Origin of the sequence: Acetobacterium sp. K1/6, assembly GCF_034438075.1 — a bacterium.
Classification (GTDB): Bacteria; Bacillota; Clostridia; order Eubacteriales; family Eubacteriaceae; genus Acetobacterium; species Acetobacterium carbinolicum.
In genome coordinates this window covers 96,833-116,164 of record NZ_JAXQGA010000008.1, presented here as the reverse complement: position 1 = coordinate 116,164, position 19,332 = coordinate 96,833, and the positions used below count along the sequence as shown (strand labels likewise).

Annotated in this window: 17 protein-coding genes and 5 tRNA genes; 4 read left to right on the top strand and 18 right to left on the bottom strand. The window is 44.2% G+C overall.

The features are described from left to right. Positions 1 to 26 precede the first annotated feature (26 nt). The 18 genes from U2P91_RS09135 to purR all read right to left on the bottom strand — a co-directional run bounded on the left by U2P91_RS09135 (position 27) and on the right by purR (position 15,471). Positions 27 to 102: transfer RNA gene (locus tag U2P91_RS09135), tRNA-Val, on the bottom strand. A gap of 34 nt (positions 103 to 136) precedes the next feature. Then, positions 137 to 211 (bottom strand) — tRNA-Glu (locus tag U2P91_RS09130). 21 nt (positions 212 to 232) lie between these two features. Next, positions 233 to 309, bottom strand: a tRNA-Met gene (locus tag U2P91_RS09125). A gap of 21 nt (positions 310 to 330) precedes the next feature. Beyond that, a tRNA-Met gene (locus U2P91_RS09120) sits at positions 331 to 407 on the bottom strand. Between the two features lie 57 nt (positions 408 to 464). Next, positions 465 to 552, bottom strand: a tRNA-Leu gene (locus U2P91_RS09115). An 89-nt stretch (positions 553 to 641) separates the two neighbouring features. Next, positions 642 to 1,640: a Ppx/GppA phosphatase family protein gene (locus tag U2P91_RS09110; RefSeq protein WP_242988461.1), complete on the bottom strand. Its 999-nt coding sequence runs from the start codon at positions 1,638 to 1,640 to the stop codon at positions 642 to 644. Further along, positions 1,618 to 1,950, bottom strand: a complete 333-nt coding sequence (locus U2P91_RS09105; RefSeq protein ID WP_162624489.1) for a septum formation initiator family protein — start codon at positions 1,948 to 1,950, stop codon at positions 1,618 to 1,620. The genes U2P91_RS09110 and U2P91_RS09105 overlap by 23 nt, the downstream gene beginning before the upstream one ends. Positions 1,951 to 1,977: 27 nt before the next feature. Then, entirely contained in the window at positions 1,978 to 2,217 is a 240-nt protein-coding gene (locus U2P91_RS09100; protein WP_111888038.1) for an RNA-binding S4 domain-containing protein, read from the bottom strand. A gap of 95 nt (positions 2,218 to 2,312) precedes the next feature. Continuing rightward, entirely contained in the window at positions 2,313 to 2,600 is a 288-nt protein-coding gene (locus U2P91_RS09095; RefSeq protein WP_305781823.1) for an HU family DNA-binding protein, read from the bottom strand. A gap of 90 nt (positions 2,601 to 2,690) precedes the next feature. Further along, on the bottom strand, positions 2,691 to 4,157 hold the full coding sequence (mazG, locus tag U2P91_RS09090) for a nucleoside triphosphate pyrophosphohydrolase (RefSeq protein WP_322519482.1): 1,467 nt from the start codon (positions 4,155 to 4,157) through the stop codon (positions 2,691 to 2,693). Between the two features lie 24 nt (positions 4,158 to 4,181). Continuing rightward, positions 4,182 to 5,816 carry a putative polysaccharide biosynthesis protein gene (locus U2P91_RS09085; protein WP_111888041.1) on the bottom strand — a complete coding sequence of 545 codons (1,635 nt, stop codon included), beginning with the start codon at positions 5,814 to 5,816 and terminating at the stop codon, positions 4,182 to 4,184. 154 nt (positions 5,817 to 5,970) lie between these two features. Further along, positions 5,971 to 7,458 carry a peptidyl-prolyl cis-trans isomerase gene (locus U2P91_RS09080; RefSeq protein ID WP_322519481.1) on the bottom strand — a complete coding sequence of 496 codons (1,488 nt, stop codon included), beginning with the start codon at positions 7,456 to 7,458 and terminating at the stop codon, positions 5,971 to 5,973. A gap of 78 nt (positions 7,459 to 7,536) precedes the next feature. Continuing rightward, complete coding sequence (gene mfd, locus U2P91_RS09075) at positions 7,537 to 10,968, bottom strand: transcription-repair coupling factor (RefSeq protein WP_322519480.1); 3,432 nt, start codon at positions 10,966 to 10,968, stop codon at positions 7,537 to 7,539. A 92-nt stretch (positions 10,969 to 11,060) separates the two neighbouring features. Beyond that, positions 11,061 to 11,681 carry an aminoacyl-tRNA hydrolase gene (pth, locus tag U2P91_RS09070; protein WP_111888043.1) on the bottom strand — a complete coding sequence of 207 codons (621 nt, stop codon included), beginning with the start codon at positions 11,679 to 11,681 and terminating at the stop codon, positions 11,061 to 11,063. Between the two features lie 8 nt (positions 11,682 to 11,689). Then, positions 11,690 to 12,649: a ribose-phosphate diphosphokinase gene (locus tag U2P91_RS09065; RefSeq protein ID WP_111888044.1), complete on the bottom strand. Its 960-nt coding sequence runs from the start codon at positions 12,647 to 12,649 to the stop codon at positions 11,690 to 11,692. A gap of 55 nt (positions 12,650 to 12,704) precedes the next feature. Then, positions 12,705 to 14,063 (bottom strand): bifunctional UDP-N-acetylglucosamine diphosphorylase/glucosamine-1-phosphate N-acetyltransferase GlmU, encoded by a 1,359-nt coding sequence (glmU, locus tag U2P91_RS09060; RefSeq protein ID WP_111888045.1) that lies wholly within the window; start codon positions 14,061 to 14,063, stop codon positions 12,705 to 12,707. A 73-nt stretch (positions 14,064 to 14,136) separates the two neighbouring features. Further along, entirely contained in the window at positions 14,137 to 14,460 is a 324-nt protein-coding gene (gene spoVG, locus U2P91_RS09055) for a septation regulator SpoVG (RefSeq protein WP_111888046.1), read from the bottom strand. Between the two features lie 207 nt (positions 14,461 to 14,667). Next, entirely contained in the window at positions 14,668 to 15,471 is an 804-nt protein-coding gene (gene purR / locus U2P91_RS09050; RefSeq protein WP_111888047.1) for a pur operon repressor, read from the bottom strand. A 261-nt stretch (positions 15,472 to 15,732) separates the two neighbouring features. Here purR and murC point away from each other — a divergent pair, with 261 nt between their 5' ends. From murC to U2P91_RS09030, 4 genes are all read left to right on the top strand, one after another. Beyond that, positions 15,733 to 17,151 (top strand): UDP-N-acetylmuramate--L-alanine ligase, encoded by a 1,419-nt coding sequence (murC, locus tag U2P91_RS09045; protein WP_111888048.1) that lies wholly within the window; start codon positions 15,733 to 15,735, stop codon positions 17,149 to 17,151. Between the two features lie 59 nt (positions 17,152 to 17,210). Further along, on the top strand, positions 17,211 to 17,498 hold the full coding sequence (locus tag U2P91_RS09040) for a hypothetical protein (protein WP_111888049.1): 288 nt from the start codon (positions 17,211 to 17,213) through the stop codon (positions 17,496 to 17,498). A 98-nt stretch (positions 17,499 to 17,596) separates the two neighbouring features. Beyond that, entirely contained in the window at positions 17,597 to 18,367 is a 771-nt protein-coding gene (locus U2P91_RS09035) for a prolipoprotein diacylglyceryl transferase (protein ID WP_111888050.1), read from the top strand. Positions 18,368 to 18,425: 58 nt separating this feature from the next. Then, positions 18,426 to 19,280, top strand: coding sequence for a DUF4190 domain-containing protein (locus U2P91_RS09030; RefSeq protein ID WP_242988462.1), 855 nt, complete (start codon positions 18,426 to 18,428; stop codon positions 19,278 to 19,280). Positions 19,281 to 19,332 lie beyond the last annotated feature (52 nt).

Genomic DNA, 19,332 nt, shown 5'->3' with positions numbered 1-19,332 from the left:
CTTGCTAACTTTTTAAGTAAAAAAAATGGTGGTCGCAACAGGGCTCGAACCTGTGACCCCCTGCTTGTAAGGCAGGTGCTCTCCCAGCTGAGCTATGCGACCACAAAAAACTGGTTTATGATTGATACAAATTAAGTGGTGACCCCTAGGGGACTTGAACCCCTGTTACCGCCGTGAAAGGGCGGTGTCTTAACCGCTTGACCAAGGGGCCATAGATAAGTACAAATTTTTATGGTAGCGGCGAACGGAGTCGAACCGCTGACACTACGGGTATGAACCGTATGCTCTAGCCAACTGAGCTACGCCGCCATGAAAAAGAATTTTTAAATTTGGTTGCGGGAGCAGGATTTGAACCTACGACCTCCGGGTTATGAGCCCGACGAGCTACCAAGCTGCTCCATCCCGCGATGTAATTAATTGAGCAAGTAAAAGTGGCGATTTTAAAATGCAATCATTTTAAAAAGTGGTGCCGAGGACCGGAATCGAACCGGTACGGTCGAAAGGACCGCAGGATTTTAAGTCCTGTGCGTCTGCCAGTTCCGCCACCCCGGCACTTTTTCGTCCGTCCCCTTGCTCAAGGGACAAGTGTTATTATACGCCCATTCAAACCTAATGTCAAGCTTTTTTAAAAAAGAATGTTTTTATTTATTTTCCATAATAAAACGGCGATAGGCTGCGCCTTCGAGGTTATCATAATCACAGACGGTAAAAATAGTTTCACCGGTAATTTTAAAAATATTTAACAGTAAAAAGGCCCCGGCCAGAATTATGTCGGCCCGTTTCGCTTCCAGACCTACCATATTTTGCCGTTCTTTGATGGTTTTACCAGCCAAACGCTCAATCAGGCGTTCCAGCTCGTCTTTGGTAATGGTGCTCTCATGAACCATCTCGCTGCAGTAGGTCTTTAATTCCTGCTTGATCGTCGAAAGACTGGTCGCGGTTCCGCCAATGCCAATAAGTTTATAAGGCTTGGTTGGCAAAAAATCTTTTGTTCTTTTTTCAAACTCAGCATAAATTCGCTCATTCATCCGTTCCAGTTCCTGGAACGTTGGCGGATCAGAGAAAAGATATTCTTCGGTACAGCGGACACACCCCAGATTAATGCTCATCATTCTTTTTATTTCATTGTCTTCCCCATAGATCAATTCGGTACTGCCACCGCCAATGTCAAAGATCAGAATTTTTTCTTCAAAGCACTGTGACACCCCGACAAAACCAAGTTCTGCTTCCGCTTCTCCCGAAATAACCTCAATGTTAAAGCCCAACTTTTCTTTAACCGCATCAAGATAAGCAACAGTATTTTCAGCATCCCGCATGGCGCTGGTGCCAAACAAATAAAATTCTTCGACGTCATAATCAGCGGCAATGTTTTTATACTCTTCCAGCGCTTCTAAGTTTCTTTTTTCCGCATCGGGATGAAGCCGCCCGGTTTGATTGACACCCTGGCCCATCCTGGTATAACGAACGGATTTATTAACGCGAACCAATTTCCCATGGTCATTTCGAAAGATTAGCATCCGGGTCGAATTGGTCCCAATATCAATCACGGCCAGATGCCGTTTTTTTTCTTTTGTTACCATCTGATCAAGTTCTGCACCATCTAAAGTACTTTCACATTTATTGTTCAACTGTTTTTCCATCACTTTCTGCAGCATTTTCCTGGCTTTCCAAAATCACTATGGTTTCATCTGGATAATACAAACCAAGATATTTACGCGCAAAATTTTCCACATAATTCTTGCTGCCCATTTGTTTAACCTGTTCATCTAATTGATTGCTTCTAATTTTTTCGTTTTCAATTTCTTGAGCAATGTTAATCTTCTGCTGATCCAGTTCGTAGATTTTTATGGCATTGGCCAGATAGATGTAGGCGGTAAATACGATCGCCACAATGATTGCCAAGGCAATAATCATTCGACGTCTGATCAAACTTTTCGTTTTTTCATTCATTTTTTTCTTCATTTCCGGTGGAGCAATTTATAATTCCCGATACATCTCTCCTGCTTTATCTTTAGGAGCATGTTCCAGGCATTCAAGAACCTCCACCTTTTGTTCTCCATCACCATAACGGATGGTAATAATGTCCCCAGGCTTCACCTGATCCCCGGCTTTAGCGAGCTTGTCATTAATGGAAATACGACCCCCATCACAGGCGTCTTTTCCCACTGTTCGACGTTTGATAATTCTGGCATTTTTTAAAAATTTATCAATTCTCATAGTTTCCTCATTAATTTTAAATCAAAAAGCTTAAAACAAAACCCTAAATAAAACAAAAAGCCAGAGCATTGCCCCGGCTTCTGTTGTAACTTTTCTTACTTATTTACTTCATCCTTAAAGCCTTTGCCTGCTTTAAAGCCAGGGGCTTTAGAGGCCGCTATTTCGATGGGCTCTTTTGTTCGTGGGTTAAGACCTGTACGTGCTGCACGTTCTCTAACCTCAAAGGTTCCAAAACCTACCAATGATACCTTGTCTCCATTTTTCAAGGCATCTACCACAGTGTCTAAAAAAGCACCTAATGCTTTTTCTGAATCTTTTTTTGATAAATCCGATTTTTCTGCCATTTGGGCAATTAATTCTGATTTGTTCATTTTTTCCTCCATCTGATAGTTTCCAGTATTCTATTTTAATATTATACGCGTGTTCGCCTGCAAATTACAAGTTTTTTTTGCTTTTTTCCGTTTTTTCCGCTGTTAAAGCCCTTTCGACCGGTTCCAGGCCTCATCTAACTGCTCAAAAGTATAGTTACTTAAGGATTTTTTCTCTTGACTGGCAACTTTCTCCATTTTTTCAAACCGATCGATGAATTTTTCTGTCGCCTTCCTTAACACCATTTCCGGCTGAAGGTTGAGTAGTCGGGACACATTGACCACTGAAAAAAGCAGGTCGCCCAACTCTTCTGCAATCTTTTGGGCATCATTTTCTTCAAGTGCCGCTCTTAATTCCAGGCTTTCCTCGTCGATTTTTTCAAGGGCCGCAACGGGTTCCTTCCAGTCAAAGCCAACTTTAGCAGCCTTTTTCTGAACCTTATAAGCTTCCATCAACGCCGGCAGTGCTTTGGGTATTTTTTTCATTTCCGCTGCCAGTCCAAGGCTTTCACCCGTCTCACCCTTTTCTTGCCGTTTGATCGCGTCCCAGTTGGTTTCAATCTGATCCGGATTAAAGCTGCTGGCCTTATCACTAAAAACATGGGGATGACGGCGGATCATTTTTTGATTGATCCCGCTAATCACCTGGTTGATATTAAAGCGGCCAGCCTCACTGGCTATTTCAGCGTGAAAGATAATCTGAAATAAGACATCCCCCAATTCTTCAGCCAGGTTATCCCAATCCTGATTATCGATGGCTTCTAAAACCTCATAACTCTCTTCCAGCAGATAACTTCTCAGGCTTTCATGGGTCTGACTCTGATCCCAGGAACAGCCACCTTCGCCCTTTAGCGTCTTCATCATCTCAATGGTGCCCAAAAACCCCTGATAAGCTTTGTTTTCGGCGGGAATATACAGACTGGTCAGGTGATTGATGGCAGCTACCCGATCCAGCTCATAGAGACAGATATCGATTATTTTTTCCTGGCCGGGAATCCCGGCATTGATCAGCAGGACTACCCTTTTTTCGGGATCATAAATCTCCATTAATTGCAGCTTAAGCTCTGAAGCCATGTGCTGGTTATAGACCTGAGTCACCAAGGTCCCAATCCGGGGATCTGGCGGATTCTTGACGCAATCAAAGGCGTCGATAAGTTTTAGCCCCTCAATGGGATCCTTTTCCAGACTGTTCAGGGCCACATCAACAAAGCTGACACCGGGATAAATCCGATAGTCGATGCCTTCTTCTTTGGCCGCAACGATTAGTTTTTCAACCGTTTTTTCGCCAAAAAGTGGGTTTCCAGGAACGGCATAAACCAACCTTTCGGTTTTTTTTGCCGTATCGATCAGCGTCTTTACAATTTTATCATAAACCCCTAAAAAGGAGCCTTCCTGCTCATAATAGCAGTCAAAACTCTGATAACTGATGGCTTCTTTGTCAATAAAATCCATTACTGGATGAATCGCCGTGCGAAAAAAATTGGGACTGGCGTCTTTTAATAATTGTAGTGTTTCTAATGTAATCTGGCCCGGACTGCCCGGGCCCAAACCAACAATATCTATTTGGTGCATGCTTTTATTTCCTTTCTGAATCGATTACGGGTGCCTGATCCGATGTTTTTTGCGGCCCGGAACCAGTCGCTCTAGCCGGCGAAAAAAACGTAATAAGGTTCGGCTTCCCGGCAGTACTTTTATTTCATCTTCCGTTATCCCCTTGATTAAGATCAGCACAAAAGAGTAAACGAAGATACCGATGAATACTGCAATCATAAGGCCCATAAATCCCCCCAACAAAGAAGCGATCCCCTTGTAGGTAAAGAATACCGCAATCCCCATCACGATAGCCGCCACCAGCGGTTTCAGGGCCGTGTGGATAAAATCAACCTTAATGTGGGTGTAACGCTTAACCGACGCGTAATTGGCCGCAGTCAGATAAATAAAGGTAATCACACTACTAATGACAATCCCCTGAATATTGAAAAGAGGAATCGACAGAAATATCCAACCGGTGATAAAGCGGATAATAATCGCTACACCCAGATTAATAAGCGGGATGCGAAACCGGTCGATTGATTGGAGGATACTCTGAAAGGTGTTGGATAGCATCATAAAAATCGTCGCATAGGCAAAGGTGCATAAAATAAATCCGCCATAAGGCGATCCTGGAAAGAGCAGATCAAAGATGCCATAGGATAACACCGACAAGCCAATACAGGAAGGAAACGCCACCAGCAAAATAACCCGTATTGCCAGTAAGATCTTTTGATTCATGGCTTTCCGGTCATGCATCGCAAAGGACTCGGAAATCGCCGGGATCATCGCCACCGCCAGATTACCACTGATGAGCAAAGGCAGATTAATGAGTTGCTCGGCATTGGTAAAGTCGCCAAACATCATCGTGGCGGTTATTTCATCAATACCAGCCACTCCCAGCCGCGACACGTAAATAAACGAGTCTACAGTGGAAAACATCGCTACTAAAGCCGATGTCAAGGTAACCGGAATTGAGATAATGACCAGTCGTTTCAGCAGTGCCCGGTTGGAACGCTGCCGTTTTCGGGTTCTCGTTTTTAGCAGCCGTTTATTTTGGGTCACGAAGCTACGGTAGAGATAGGCCAGTAAAATAGCCGCCACCAGACCGCCGATCGTGGCACCAAAAACCGCCCCACCAACCCCCAGACCAATACCAAACTGACCGACAAAAACCCAACATAGAAAAACGCCCAGAAAAACCCGGACAAACTGTTCCAGAATCTGTGAAACCGCTGTCGGGGTCATGATCTGAAAACCCTGAAAAAAGCCCCGAAAGGCTGCTACAAAGGAAATAAACAAGGGTGCCAGAGCAATGGCCACCAGCGCCGGATAGCTTTCTGCCGTCCAGCTGGCTGTTTCAATAATCCATTCGGCGCCAAAAAATAAAAACAGACTGGACAAGGTTCCCAATATCCCCAAGATTAAAATTGATAGTTTAAAGACCCGATGGGCAGTTGCATATTCATTTTTAGCGATACTCTCGGACACCATTTTTGAGATCGCCACCGGAAAGCCGACCGTGGAAACCATCAGCAATAAATTGTAGATGCTGGTGACATTCCCATAGATCCCATTCCCATAACTGCCCACCATCTGGTATAGGGGAATCTTAAAAAAGAGGCCCAACAACCGCGATAAAATCCCGGCTGCGACCAGAATACTGGCACCTTTTAAGTAATTTGATGATCGCTTTGTCATAGATAAACCTCTTTTGTATGTTGTTGCAAATGACTAATGCTTCTTTGCAGATTGTTTTTTATTATATCTCATCAATTATCCATATACAACCAAAAAGCACTGAAACTCAGTGCTTTTTGTCTTATCTTTAAATTGTATTTAGATTAACTTGCCGTTAGATTTTATTTTGGTAAACTTTAACGTTCAATTCGGTTTTCAGCTCTTCCAGATAAGCGGCTGCCGGAGTAATGATGTCGTTAATTTTAATTTTTTGTTTATTTACCAGTTTTACTTTAAGCTTGTCAAACTCTTCGGTAACTTTTTCACTTTTTAACGTTGTCGTAATTTCTTCTTTTTTATCGTCTAGACTTGGTGTTTCACCGGCTTTTTTATCATAAAGATAGATCACGTGGTAACCATAGTCGGTTTTGACCGGTTCGCTGACGGTGTTCACATCCATCCCAAAAGCGGCATCTGAAAATTCAGTTACCATCGTGGATTTGGTGAAAGCACCGAGGTCGGCTGCTTCTTTAATACCATCGGTATCCTGATATTTTGTCATAATTGCATCAAATTCTTCCACTGTTTTGGCATTTTTGGCTTCGGCATAAACCTGATCGGCCAAGGCCTGCTCCGTCGCTAAAATATGTTTGGCTGAAACGGTGCTGGTATCATAGGACGCTTTATTTTCATCGTAATATTTTTTGATCTCGCCATCAGTAACCGTAACCGCTGTTTCTAAATCGCTCTGAACCGCTTTGGAAATCGCCGATGCGGTGGCATCCTGTTTCATAAACGCTTTAAACTGGGCAATGGTTAAGAACTTGGTGTCTAAAAACTGTTGCAAAGCCTCGTCTCCTGGTAACAGATAATTGACAAATGCTTCCTGGGTAGTAACATAACTGTCGATGTTTGTCTGATCGGCTGTCAATTTCTTTTCTTCTGCATACTGAGCCAGGGCTTTTTGTTCTGCAATGGTATTAAAGATGGTTTCATTGGTCGTTTTCATGGTTTTATCATCGGTAGCCAATGCCTTTTGGGTCTGGTAATAGGTCAATAACTCCTCATTGGCCAGACGATAATTATAAACATCTTTTTTTACCTCATCTCCACCAACGGTTCCTACAACCGTATCTAATTCTTTGCCGGGATCAGCTTTTAAGGTATTATTATAGTTCGTTTCCATGGTGTTGGCATAGCTGTAATTCAGCAGAAATTTATTTAAAAATGCCTCAAATGATGCCGAATCAGTATTATATGTTTCTAAAATTGATGCGTATTTTTCTTCGCCCAAGGTTGTTTTTAATGATTCCAACATGCTGGTGGCATTGTCTGAAATACCGGTTTCATCGACCGTAACCCCATCTTTTTTCGCTTTGGCGGTGAGGGTTTCAACCCGAACCAGATCATCCAGAATGTCCTTTTTCAGCTCGGTGAGCTCCGTTTCGGTGGGAAAGGTCATGCCGCTGGCATCAAAATACATTTTATAATAGGCCATGTAATTATTAAAATTTTCTTTTAACAAAGGGGTTCCATCAATGACTGCGATTTCCACCTTCTTATCCTGTTCCGGATTTACCTTAACCAAACTGCAACCTCCGGCGAAAAGACTGACACAAATCACACCTGTCAGCATCAGTGCCATCATACGAGATTTCTTCATTTTTATTGTTCTCCTCTTCTTTATTATTATACAAATTAAAACCTTGCCTAGTTTAACATACCACAACTGGACTTTACCTTAATTCTTTGGTGAAACCAACTGTGATAGAAATTCGCCTAAAGCTTTAAGATAGACTTGATCCTGTTCATGTTTTAAAACGATCCGCCAACGAATCTGATCCTCTTTTCCAGCATTGAACTTAATATTGTAGGTGTTAAACAGCGTCTGCATCCGTTCCGGAGCGGGAATGGGAATTTCCTTTGACTTGTCAAAGGTGAATAAAACACTGTTGCCGCGTTCTCTTATTTCAGTCATGCCCAGGGATCTGCCCAAGTGCTTAATCATCGCCAGAGCCATCAGATTATAAACCCCATCGGGAATTTCTCCAAAACGATCTAACAGCTCATCCTCCAGCTCGTCGTAATCCGCCCGCGACTTCACATAGGAGAGCTTTTTGTAGATATCGTATTTGAGTTCTTCATCGGCAATATAATTTTCGGGAATATAACTGCTGACATTGAGGTTAATTAACAGCTCGCTGGCCGAGAAATCCAATTCTTTGCCCAGCCGCTCATGGATCGCCTGATCCAGAATCCGGCAATACAGTTCATAACCGATGGTGGCCAAATTGCCAGACTGAGCCGCTCCCAGAATATTTCCGGCACCCCTGATTTCCAGATCCCGCAGAGCAATTTTAAAGCCCGAACCAAAGGCTGTAAAATCTTTGATGGCTTTTAAACGCTTTTGCGAAATTTCCGAGAGCACCTTGGGCCGATGGGTCACATAAGTATAACCCTGGACATCGGATCGTCCCACCCGGCCGCGGAGCTGATACAATTGCGACAGACCCATATAGTCGCCATTATCGATGATCAGGGTGTTGGCATTTTTAATATCCAGTCCGGATTCAATGATGGTGGTGGTCACCAGCACATCATACTCCCGTTCTAAAAAATCGACCATGATGTCTTCCAGTTCCTGACCGGTCATCCGGCCATGGGCCACCACAATCCGGGCTTCGGGAACCAGCTTCTGGATTTTGCGGGCAACTTCAAAAATATCATGGATCCGGTTGTGAACAAAATAGACCTGTCCCTGTCTGGCCAGTTCCCGCAAAATGGCATCTTTGACGATGGCTTCATTGTACTCCATCACGTAAGTCAGTACCGGCCGACGACCGGCCGGCGGCTCGTCGATAACACTCATATCCCGAACCCCGATCATTGACATATGCAGGGTTCGAGGAATCGGGGTGGCACTAAGGGTTAAGACATCGACATTTTCTTTGAGCTGTTTGATCCGTTCCTTATGCCCCACTCCAAACCGTTGTTCCTCATCCACCACCAGCAGCCCCAGATCCTTGAACTTAACATCTTTTGATAACAGCCGATGGGTGCCAATAATCAGATCCACCTGGCCGGCGGCCAGTTCTTTTAAGGTTTTATCCTGGTCGGTTTTTGACCGGAACCGACTAAGCAGACCAATGCTAACCGGGTATTTTTTAAACCGGTCCAGGGCGGTCTGATAATGCTGTTGAGCTAAAATGGTGGTCGGTACCAGAAAAGCCACCTGTTTGCCCTCCATCACCGCTTTAAAGACGGCGCGTAGAGCGACCTCGGTTTTGCCGTACCCGACATCACCACAGAGCAGCCGATCCATCGGTCGGGTTGATTCCATATCTTCTTTGATCTCGTCCACAGCCTGAAGCTGGTCATTCGTTTCCTCATAGGGAAAAGAGTCCTCAAACTCCTGCTGCCAGCTTGAATCGAGACCAAAGGCATAGCCTTTTAAATTTTGCCGTTTAGCATAAAGGGCGATCAGTTCATCGGCCATTTCTTCAACGGCGGCTTTGACCCGGGATTTGGATTTACTCCATTCATTGGTACCCAACTGGTTAATTTTGGGCTTTTTCTCCCCGGTTCCCACGTAAACCTGGATGGCATCCATCTGGTCCACCGGACAATAGAACTTGGCATCGTTGGCATATTCGATGACCAGCAAATCTTTAATGGTCTCATCAATTTTTAATTGTTCAATGCCCCGATAGACCCCGATACCGTGAGTATCATGGACCACAAAGTCGCCCTGGTTCAATTGGGTAAAGGAATCGATCTTTCGTCCTTTTTGGCGCCGGCGTTTTTTCCCCCGGGTGGATTCTTTAATAATTTCACTTTGATTGATGCAAATGAGCTTTTCACCAGTCAATTCAAAGCCGCCGCTGATTTCGCCGGTGACCAGTTGAACACCTGGTTGCGCCGCATTGGTAAAGCGGTGAATATCCGCATCGGTTAAAATACTCTTGAGCTTTTCGTACCCCGCTTCATCCCGGGCCCGCACATGGATGGTGGCATCATTTTTTAGCTGTTTTTGAACAAATTCAATAAATAGAGGGATCTGGCCTAAAAACGAATCGTTTTCCTTGACCCCCAAATCCAGCGTGAGCCCTTTTTTGCCGCGCGATGAAAAAAGATGGAGTCTTATCTGGGTTTGCGCTTCCAGGGCCTTTTCAATTTTTGAAAAGGAATAGAATTTGTTTTTTTCTTCGGGAAACATGAGCCATTCATCTGCCAGGGTCTGAAAATCACTGTGTAGTTTATTGACAAAAACGGCCTGGGATTCTTTGATTCGAGGCGGTTCATCCCAAATAATCAAAGCATCTCCCAGATAATCGAGTAGCATTCCCTCAGACTTGATAAAGGAAAACAGGATCTCATCATGGCCCCCGGGATCTTCGCTAATCCGTTCGATCAACGTCTGATAACCCGGGACACTGCCATAATTTTTGACCATTTGTTTGATTGCTTTAGCCCGTTCGGCTTCATCTAAAACAATTTCCCGACCAGGCAGAATACTAACCTGCTCGATCGAATCGGTTGATAACTGGGTTTGGGGATCAAAGGTACGCAGGGATTCGATGGTATCGCCAAAGAATTCAATCCGATAGGCTTCCTCACCAGTAGTTAAAAAAACATCGATGATTCCGCCCCGGTGGGCAAATTGACCCCTGGCTTCCACCTGCGAAACGGGTTCATACCCCAGATAGAAAAGGCGTTCAGTCAGAACGATGGGATCCCAACTGTCCTCCACGGCCAGGGAAAAGCCAAGGCCTTGAAATTTTTCTCTGGGCATTTGTTTCTTTAACAGGGCTTCTGCCCCCATCACTACCACAAAACGCTGATTTGATAATAGTTTTTCAAACACAACCAACCGTTGATGATTGATTTCCTGGCTGTGTACATCAGCAAAATAGTCATGAATCGGCTCGGCCGGGAAATAAAGCACTTGCTTTCCTAGAATTTTCGCCAGATTTTCGGCCGTTTTCTGGGCCTGATAATCGGTTGCTGTGACAAAAAGCATCCGCCTTCGCTGTTGCCTTAAGATCAGTCCGGTAAGCACTTCTTTAAAGCTGTTATTGACATTGGCGAGATTGATTATTTCTCCCGGGGCCAGGTTGTTCATTATCGTTTGGATCGATTCGGCCTTCAAAAGGTTTTGATAAAGTAATTCCATGATTTCTTCTTTCATATTCAAACACGGATAGCCCGGGTTTAAAACCCGGGCCCCCTGTTTTCATTCTTTTTTCACGTATTAATCGCTGTCTTTTATTCTTGTTTCTCCTGAATTTCTTCAGTCTTTTTTTCTGCGGTTTTTTCTATCTTTTTGCGCACATTGATCCGGTTCATCGCTAAATCAATGCCATCCTTGACAAAAATATCCACCCCTTTTGCGGCTTCCATTATGGCATTCTCAATGGCCGGAAATTCACTTTTGGGAAAACGTCCCAGAACATAGTGAACCAATTCAGAACCTGGCCGGGGTCGACCAATGCCGATCCGAATTCGTGAAAATTCGGGATTCCCCAAATGCGAAATAATCGAGCGCATGCCGTTATGAGTCCCGGCGCTGCCGTGCTGCCGAATCCGCACGTCACCCGTGGCGAGGTCGATATCATCATAGATCACCAATAGGTTCTCGAGGGGGATATCATAAAAATTCATCAGCCCGGCCACACACTGACCACTATTGTTCATATAGGTGGTCGGCTTGGCCAGCATAATCTTCTGCCCCGCTTCACGATAAACACCGGTTACTCCGCTCTGTTCTTTTTTGGTGATCGTGATACCCTTTTTATCACTGAGATAATCAAGGGTTTCAAAACCGATATTATGTCGGGTTCCCTGGTATTCTTTACCAATGTTCCCCAATCCCACAATCAGATGCATCGGCTATCCTATACGTATCTTCCCACAAAAAGCTTGCTCAGCGATCGACCAAAATGGACATAATCAATGGCCCGTCCGAAAAGAGTTCCAGTGGAAAGAATTTTTATTTTTTCAATCTGTTTTTCTTTGGGAATACACAGGGTATTGAGTGTGACCAATTCCTCAATCGCAGAATCCTGAATTCGCTGGATGGCCGGCCCGGAAAATACCCCATGACTACAGGCGGCATAGACCGAATTGGCACCAAGATCAAGAAGAGCGTTGGCCCCGGAGGTAATGGTTCCGGCGGTATCAATCATATCATCGATCATGATACAGTTTTTCCCTTTAACATCGCCGATAACATTCATCACCGCGGTTTCATTGGGACGGGGACGTTCCTTATCAATAATGGCAAAGGGACAGTTTAAGTTTCTGGCCAGTTTTCTGGATCGCTTGACGCTACCCACATCCGGAGAAACCACGACCATATTTCCCATTTTTTTCTCTTTGTAATATTCAGTGATCAGGGCACCGCCTGATAAGTGATCCAGAGGAATATCAAAGAAACCCTGAATCTGGTTGGAGTGAAGATCCATTGTGATGACCCGGTCAGCACCGGCTGTGGTTAATAAATTGGCCACCAGTTTTGCTGTGATGGGGTCCCGGGATTTCGCCTTACGATCCTGTCTGGCATAACCATAATAAGGGATTACGGCATTAATTCGCCCTGCTGAAGCCCGTTTCATGGAATCGATGAGAATCAGTAATTCCATTAAATTTTCATTCACCGGAGTTCCGGTGGACTGGATTACAAAAACATCTGCACCACGAACCGATTCAAAAACGTTGACGCCGATTTCCCCGTCACTAAAGGAGACCACCTCAGCGTTACATAGCTGAACTTCTAAATATTCGGCAATTTCCTGTGCCAATGCCATATTTGAGTTCCCAGCAATAATCTTAATTCCACTATACTTTCCATCCATGCGTTTTATACCTCTTCTTAATCTTCTCTATTTTCTATTTTTTTATTAACCTGTATTACTTTTTTAAGTAGCCGACCTTATTGACCTGTCTGGCTCTGGCAATCGCCAAACTGTCTTCCGGGACGTCGTCCGTGATGGTGGAACCGGCGGCAATATAAGCCCCTTCCTTAACGGTTACCGGGGCAATCAGATTGGTGTTACACCCGACAAAGGCATTCTTTTCTACAATCGTCCGGTATTTATTTTTGCCATCATAATTCACAAAAACGGTGCCGCAACCCAGGTTGACATTCTCGCCGACGTCGCCATCGCCAATATAGGTCAAATGGGAAGCCTTTGCGCCGTCGCCCATGGTGGAGTTCTTCACTTCGACAAAATCACCAACCTTGCAATGCTTGCCAATCTGACTACCCGGACGAATATAAGCGTAGGGTCCGACGTTGGTGTAATCATCGACACGACTCTCTAATATTGTGGAACTCTGGATAGAAACCTTATTCCCAATTTTTGCGTCAACTAACCGGCAATTTGCTCCGATAACACAATCTTTGCCAATTTCGGTTTCGCCTTCCAGAATAACGCTGGGATAGAGGACGGTATCCTGACCAACGATTGCTCTGGCTCCCACATAGGTCGTTGCCGGATCGATGATCGTCACGCCGGCATCCATCAGTCTGTGGTTAATCCGTTTTCGCATCACCGCTTCTGCCTCTGCCAACTGCACCCGGGAATTGATCGCCTGAATGTCTTCCGGATCCGGGGTCACAAAGGTGCCTGCTGTTTTTCCCATTTCCCGCAAAATTTCAATGACATCGGTGAGATAATACTCACCCTGGACATTATCTGTTTTTAATTGCGCCAGTGCCAGGACAAGGGCCTGAGCGTCGAAGCAATACATCCCGGAATTGATTTCTTTGATCTGTTTTTCGACCAGATTGGCATCCTTCTCTTCGACAATCTTAAGCAGTTCGCCACTTCTATTTTTAATCATCCGGCCATAGCCGGTGGGCTCATCAAACTCTGCCGTTAAGACCGTTACCGCATAACCTCCGGACTCATGAGCCCGAACCAGGCCGGTCAGGGTCTCTGCCTGGATCAGTGGGGCATCCCCGACCAACACAACCAGATTTCCCTTAAGCGCTTCAAAAAAGGGGAGTGCCTGTAAAACGGCATGACCGGTGCCAAGTTGTTCTTTCTGGAAATAGGTAGTGATCTGTGGCGGCAGGCTTTCTTTGACCAACTCAGCCTGAAAGCCGACAATCACTGCAATCTCCGAAATGCCCGACGTCTTACTGACTTCTATCACGTAATCCAGAATATTCTCCCCACATACCTGATGGAGTACCTTGGGCTTTTGGGACCGCATCCGGGTTCCTTCGCCGGCTGCCAATATGATGGTTTTTGAATCGTTCATTTTCATCTCCACTACTAATCATTAACAACAAAAAAAGGGAAGCACTTCCCCCTTTTTTAAACGTTTTAAATTTTTATTCTTCTTCGTAATCTACTTCTAGTTCAACTGTTGCTTCTTCTTCATTGGTTACTTGGTTATCCTCTTCTATGGCCTTCTCGTAAGCTCGCAGGACGCTCTCCTGCATTTCACGACGGGTACCCATGTTAATGGGATGTGCAATATCTTTGAATTCACCGTCCGGCGTTTTTCGACTGGGCATTGCAATAAAAAATCCGCTTTGGCCTTCAATTACCTTAATATCATGAACAACAAATTGATCATCGAAAGTAACTGAGACAATTGCTCTCATTTTTCCCTCTGGATACGTTTTCCGTACTCTTACGTCCGTTATTTCCATCTCGTAAGCCTCCCCTTTGAAATAAAGTCACATGTCTAATTCTAGATATATACTAACACAAATTCAACTATATTAAAACAAAAACCTTAATTTTTTTCGATTCTTATTATTTTCAAAAAGGGTTTGAAAATACAAAAAAATTCTTTTATCTAAGCTTCTGTTTTAGTGTTAACGGTGGGTTCTGAGGGGGTTTTTAGCTTTTCGCTTTCAGTCTTCTAAATGGAGCGAAACCTGCAATCCGGCTTCCAGATTTTCGTCATCCATCCAGATTAGCGGGGTGAAATGTTCGACCAATTTTTCGGCCGGGGAACGGGTCACGAAAATAACACAGATTCCCTTGACTTCGGCGCCCACCTCCTCCATCAGGTTGGTCATTCCTTTGGCGGTTCCGCCACCCTTCATAAAATCATCAATGATCAGTACTTTTTTGTCTTTAAGGTCGATACGTCGACTTAAATACATGGTATTAATCTTATTGGATGACCCCGAGATATAATTTACACTGGTGGTTGCCCCTTCGGTGACCCGATTGGATCGCCTTATCAGGCCCATTGGTACATTTAAATAATGCGCTGTTTCCATCGCTGCAGGAATGCCCTTGGTTTCGGTGGTAACCACATATTCAATCCCCATTTCGCCATATTTTGAAGCAATAATCCGGCCTATATTTTTAGAATAGCGGGGATTCGAGAGGATGTCACTGTAATAGACAAAGCCACCCTGAATTTTTCGGGCCGGGGATTGGAGCAAGTCGGCAATTTCTTTGAGGATCAGTAACTCATCTTCTCTGGTAACCCGGGGATGATAGACCATCCCCCCGGATGCCCCGGAAAAAGTTTCGACATAACCGGTACCGGTTAATTCGATGGCATTTTTTACAATCGCCACATCTTCACAGACACTCGATTTACCCGCTTCCAGTAAATCGGTAAAATAATTGAAACTGAAAACCTGGTTGGGATGGTCTGACAATATTTTTGTGATGACGCTGATTCTTTCATTCTTTTTCATTTTACACCTATGATGGATTTTTTAAATCCGAACATTTTTCTCAATAGTTATAATATTATTCATATTTTATTAAAAGTGCAAGTTTTTTTTAATCTTTACTCCATAGAAACACCTGTGTTATAATTCGGATCAAAGTGTTTTTCCCAATTTTGACCAATAATTTGGTTATTTCATAGCTATTCTTAACTTGGCAACCAACACTTTTCGTTGAATCATTAAGAAATAATTAAGATTTTATTACCGTTAAAGGAGCTGATTAATTTGAAAGCACAACTCGAAAACAAATTTAACCGACCGATTAATAAATTATTCTTCATTGGAATTGGTGGCAGTAGCATGAGTGGCCTGGCTACGATGTCGTTATCCCAGGGGTTTTCCATTGAAGGTTCTGATATGGTTGCTTCATCCTACACCGAAAAATTGGAGTGCCTGGGCGTCAAAATCCATATCGGGCATGACTATAAAAACATTCCTGCTGACACCGATTGTGTTGTTTATTCTGCCGCCATTCATGACGATAACCCGGATATGGTGAAAGCCACAGATCTGGATCTTCCTAAAATCGAACGTTCCAGTTTCCTGGGTCTCTTTTCCCACATCTTTGATAAAACCATCGCCGTTTCCGGAACTCATGGTAAAACGACAACCTCCTCCATGGTTGCCTGCCTGCTCCAGGATGCCGATCTGCGACCCAGCCTGAGTATTGGTGGCAAGCTTGATGAGTTCGGCGGCAATGCCGTGATTGACGGCAAAGCGTTCTTTGTCGTGGAAGCCTGTGAATATGTCGACAGTTTTCTGACAACTTCCCACTCGATTGGCATCATTACCAATATCGAAGAGGATCATCTGGACTATTTTAAAGGCGGATTAAAGCAGATCAAAGAATCGTTTACTAATTTTGGTAAAATCCTGCCGGCCGATGGACTGATGATTGCCTACGGCGACTCCCAGGATGTTCTCGATGTCGTCACCGACTTAGCCTGCCCGGTAGTCACCTACGGGTTGAACAAAAAAAATGACTGGTATCCCGAAAACATTACCTATGACAATGTTGGTAAGCCCAGCTTTGATGTCTATAAGAAGGGTGAATTCTATGGCCATTATCAACTTATCATCCCTGGTCAGCATAATGTTCTGAACGCCCTTTCAGCTATTATCTGCGGTGACTTCCTTGACATCCCAGTCGCAATATCGATCGCTTCGATGGCAAAATTCAGCGGTGCTAAACGTCGTTTCGAGTTCCGGGGCGAAGTCAACGGCATCAACGTTTATGAAGACTATGCGCATCATCCCACCGAGTTAAAGGTGGTTGTGGACGCCTGTCTCAATTATGAACACCATAAACTCTGGGTTGTTTTTCAACCCCATACCTATTCCCGAACCTTCTTTTTCTTTGATGATTTCGTGGACGCTTTTGCCAAAGCCGACTATGTTATTCTCAACGATATTTATTCCGACCGGGAAGACAATGACTGGGATGTTTATTCCGAGGATCTGCAAAAAGCCATTGAAGCAAAATACAGTATCCCAACGGTCACTATTTCGACCTTTGAGGATATTGTTAACCATCTGACCGCTAACTTATGCCCGAATGATCTGGTTCTTGTGGCTGGTTCCCAAACGATCAACCACGTCGCTTTTGATCTGGTTGATAAGTTAAAAGCGATTCATAAATCTTGACATTTTTTCCCAACAAGCGTATTCTAAAGAGAGAAATAATTTTACTTTAGGAGGCTTACATGGAACAGTATAATAATAAGGCGACTGCTTCCCTTGTATTGGGAATCGTATCCTTGGTTAGTATCTGGTTTAGTTATTTTACCATTATTGGTATTATCTGTGCGATTATCGGTTTAATCTTTGCCATCCAGATCCGCAAAGCCGGCGAATTGGAAGGGTTTACCCCAAACGGCATGGCGACTGCCGGTTTGATCCTTAATATCATTGGCCTCGCCCTCTGTGCACTTGTACTGATCGCCTGTGTGGCCTGTGTCGGACTATTGGGCACCGCAGCGATGTTTGGCTGATTCAAGCAAAAAAATAGACGACTGCCATCGTCTATTTTTTTTACCTGAGAATCAAATTTAATTATTTTTATCCCACCCTTCCCAATGAAAGGAGTTTTATGTACCCCCTTATTCATATCTTTCAATATACCATCCCGACCTTTGGGGTCCTGTTTTTAATTGGAACCGGATGCGGCTTTCTACTGGCCATTCCAACTGCTAAAAAATATCATATCTCAACGATGGATGCCATGTTTTTCGGACTTTTTGGCATCATCGGTGGGATCATCGGGGCCAAGCTACTGTATATCATTGTCGATTTGCCCAATCTGATCGCCAGCCCGGAGACCGCCCTGATTCGACTCGCCACCGGTGGTGCCGTCTTCTATGGCGGACTGATCGGCGGAATCCTGGGCGGTTTTCTTTACACTCGCGTCTATCGACTTGACGCCATCAAGTTTTTTGATATTGCAGTGCCATCGCTAGCACTGGCTCAGGCCTTCGGCCGGATTGGCTGCTTCTTCAATGGCTGCTGTTATGGTATTCCCTATGATGGTCCCTTGGCTGTCCATTATCCCGTTGGCGCCTATCCACCCTCCGGAATCGGTCTGTTTCCGGCCCAGTTGTCTGAATCGGCCTTTCTTTTTATACTCACTTTAGTTCTGATGGTGGTATTGTGGAAAAGCAGAAATCCTGGTTTTACAACCGGTTTTTATTTAATCGCTGCCGGTATCTTTCGTTTCATCAATGAGTTTTTCCGCTCCGATCCCAGAGGCATCATCGGTTTTCTCTCAACCTCACAGTTTATCAGCCTGATTGTTATTGCATTTGGATTACTTTTTATCATTAAAATTCCCCAGACCCTTTATCAAAAACACTTGAAAAATTAGATATTTACCGTACTTTAGGGTATAATCAGTATATCCGAACTTATTAGGAGGTATTATTATGGATATTTATGATGGTTATATGGGCGGTATTTCTTCCCATCCTGACAGTTTTTGGGCGATCATGCCCGTTATTATGTCAGTTCTCGGTATTATTTTAGCGATCAGTCTCGTTGTTGGCATAATTTGCTACGTTTTTAATTCACTTGGTCTTTATACCATGGCTAAAAACCGAAATTTGGATAACCCCTGGTTGGCCTGGATTCCTTTCGCCAGCAGTTATCTGATGGGTGAATTGATCAATGATGATGTTTCTATCGGCACCTGGCACATTCCCTATGCCAAACTCTTTCTTCCGCTAATGGGTCTGGCCTTAAGTATTGTCATGATGGTTCTTGGATTCATCCCTTATCTGGGCGCCTTTGTGAGCATCTTGTTATCACTGGCACTGAGCTTCTACTATTATGCCGCTCAATTCTGGCTTTACAGTATTTATGACAAGGATCACCGGGTCCTTTATCTGGTCCTCAGTATTATTTTCCCTTTCCTGGGACCGATTTTCATCTTTATCGTTCGTAATCGGACTCCCTACGATGAACGTCATCCGGAAGTGGTTGCAGAAACCTATGATTCTAAATCAATCCTTGCTCTGACGCTGGGGATCATCTCAATTGTCAGTGTTATCACTTTTATCGGTAGTGGTTTGTTTACCGGCGCCGTCGGTCTTATTTTTGGGATGATTGCCATGAAGGAACGAAAGCTCCAGGGTCTGCCCACTGGTATGGCAATGGCCGGTCTGATTTGTTCAATCATTGGGATGGCCTTTACCGTACTGATGGTTTTTGCCTGCATTACCTGCATTGGAGTCGGCGGCATGGGAATGCTGGGTGGTCTGATGGACGGCATGTACTACTAATCAAACGATTCTTTAGCAACACATTTCTTATTAACAAAGAGGTGAACATCAA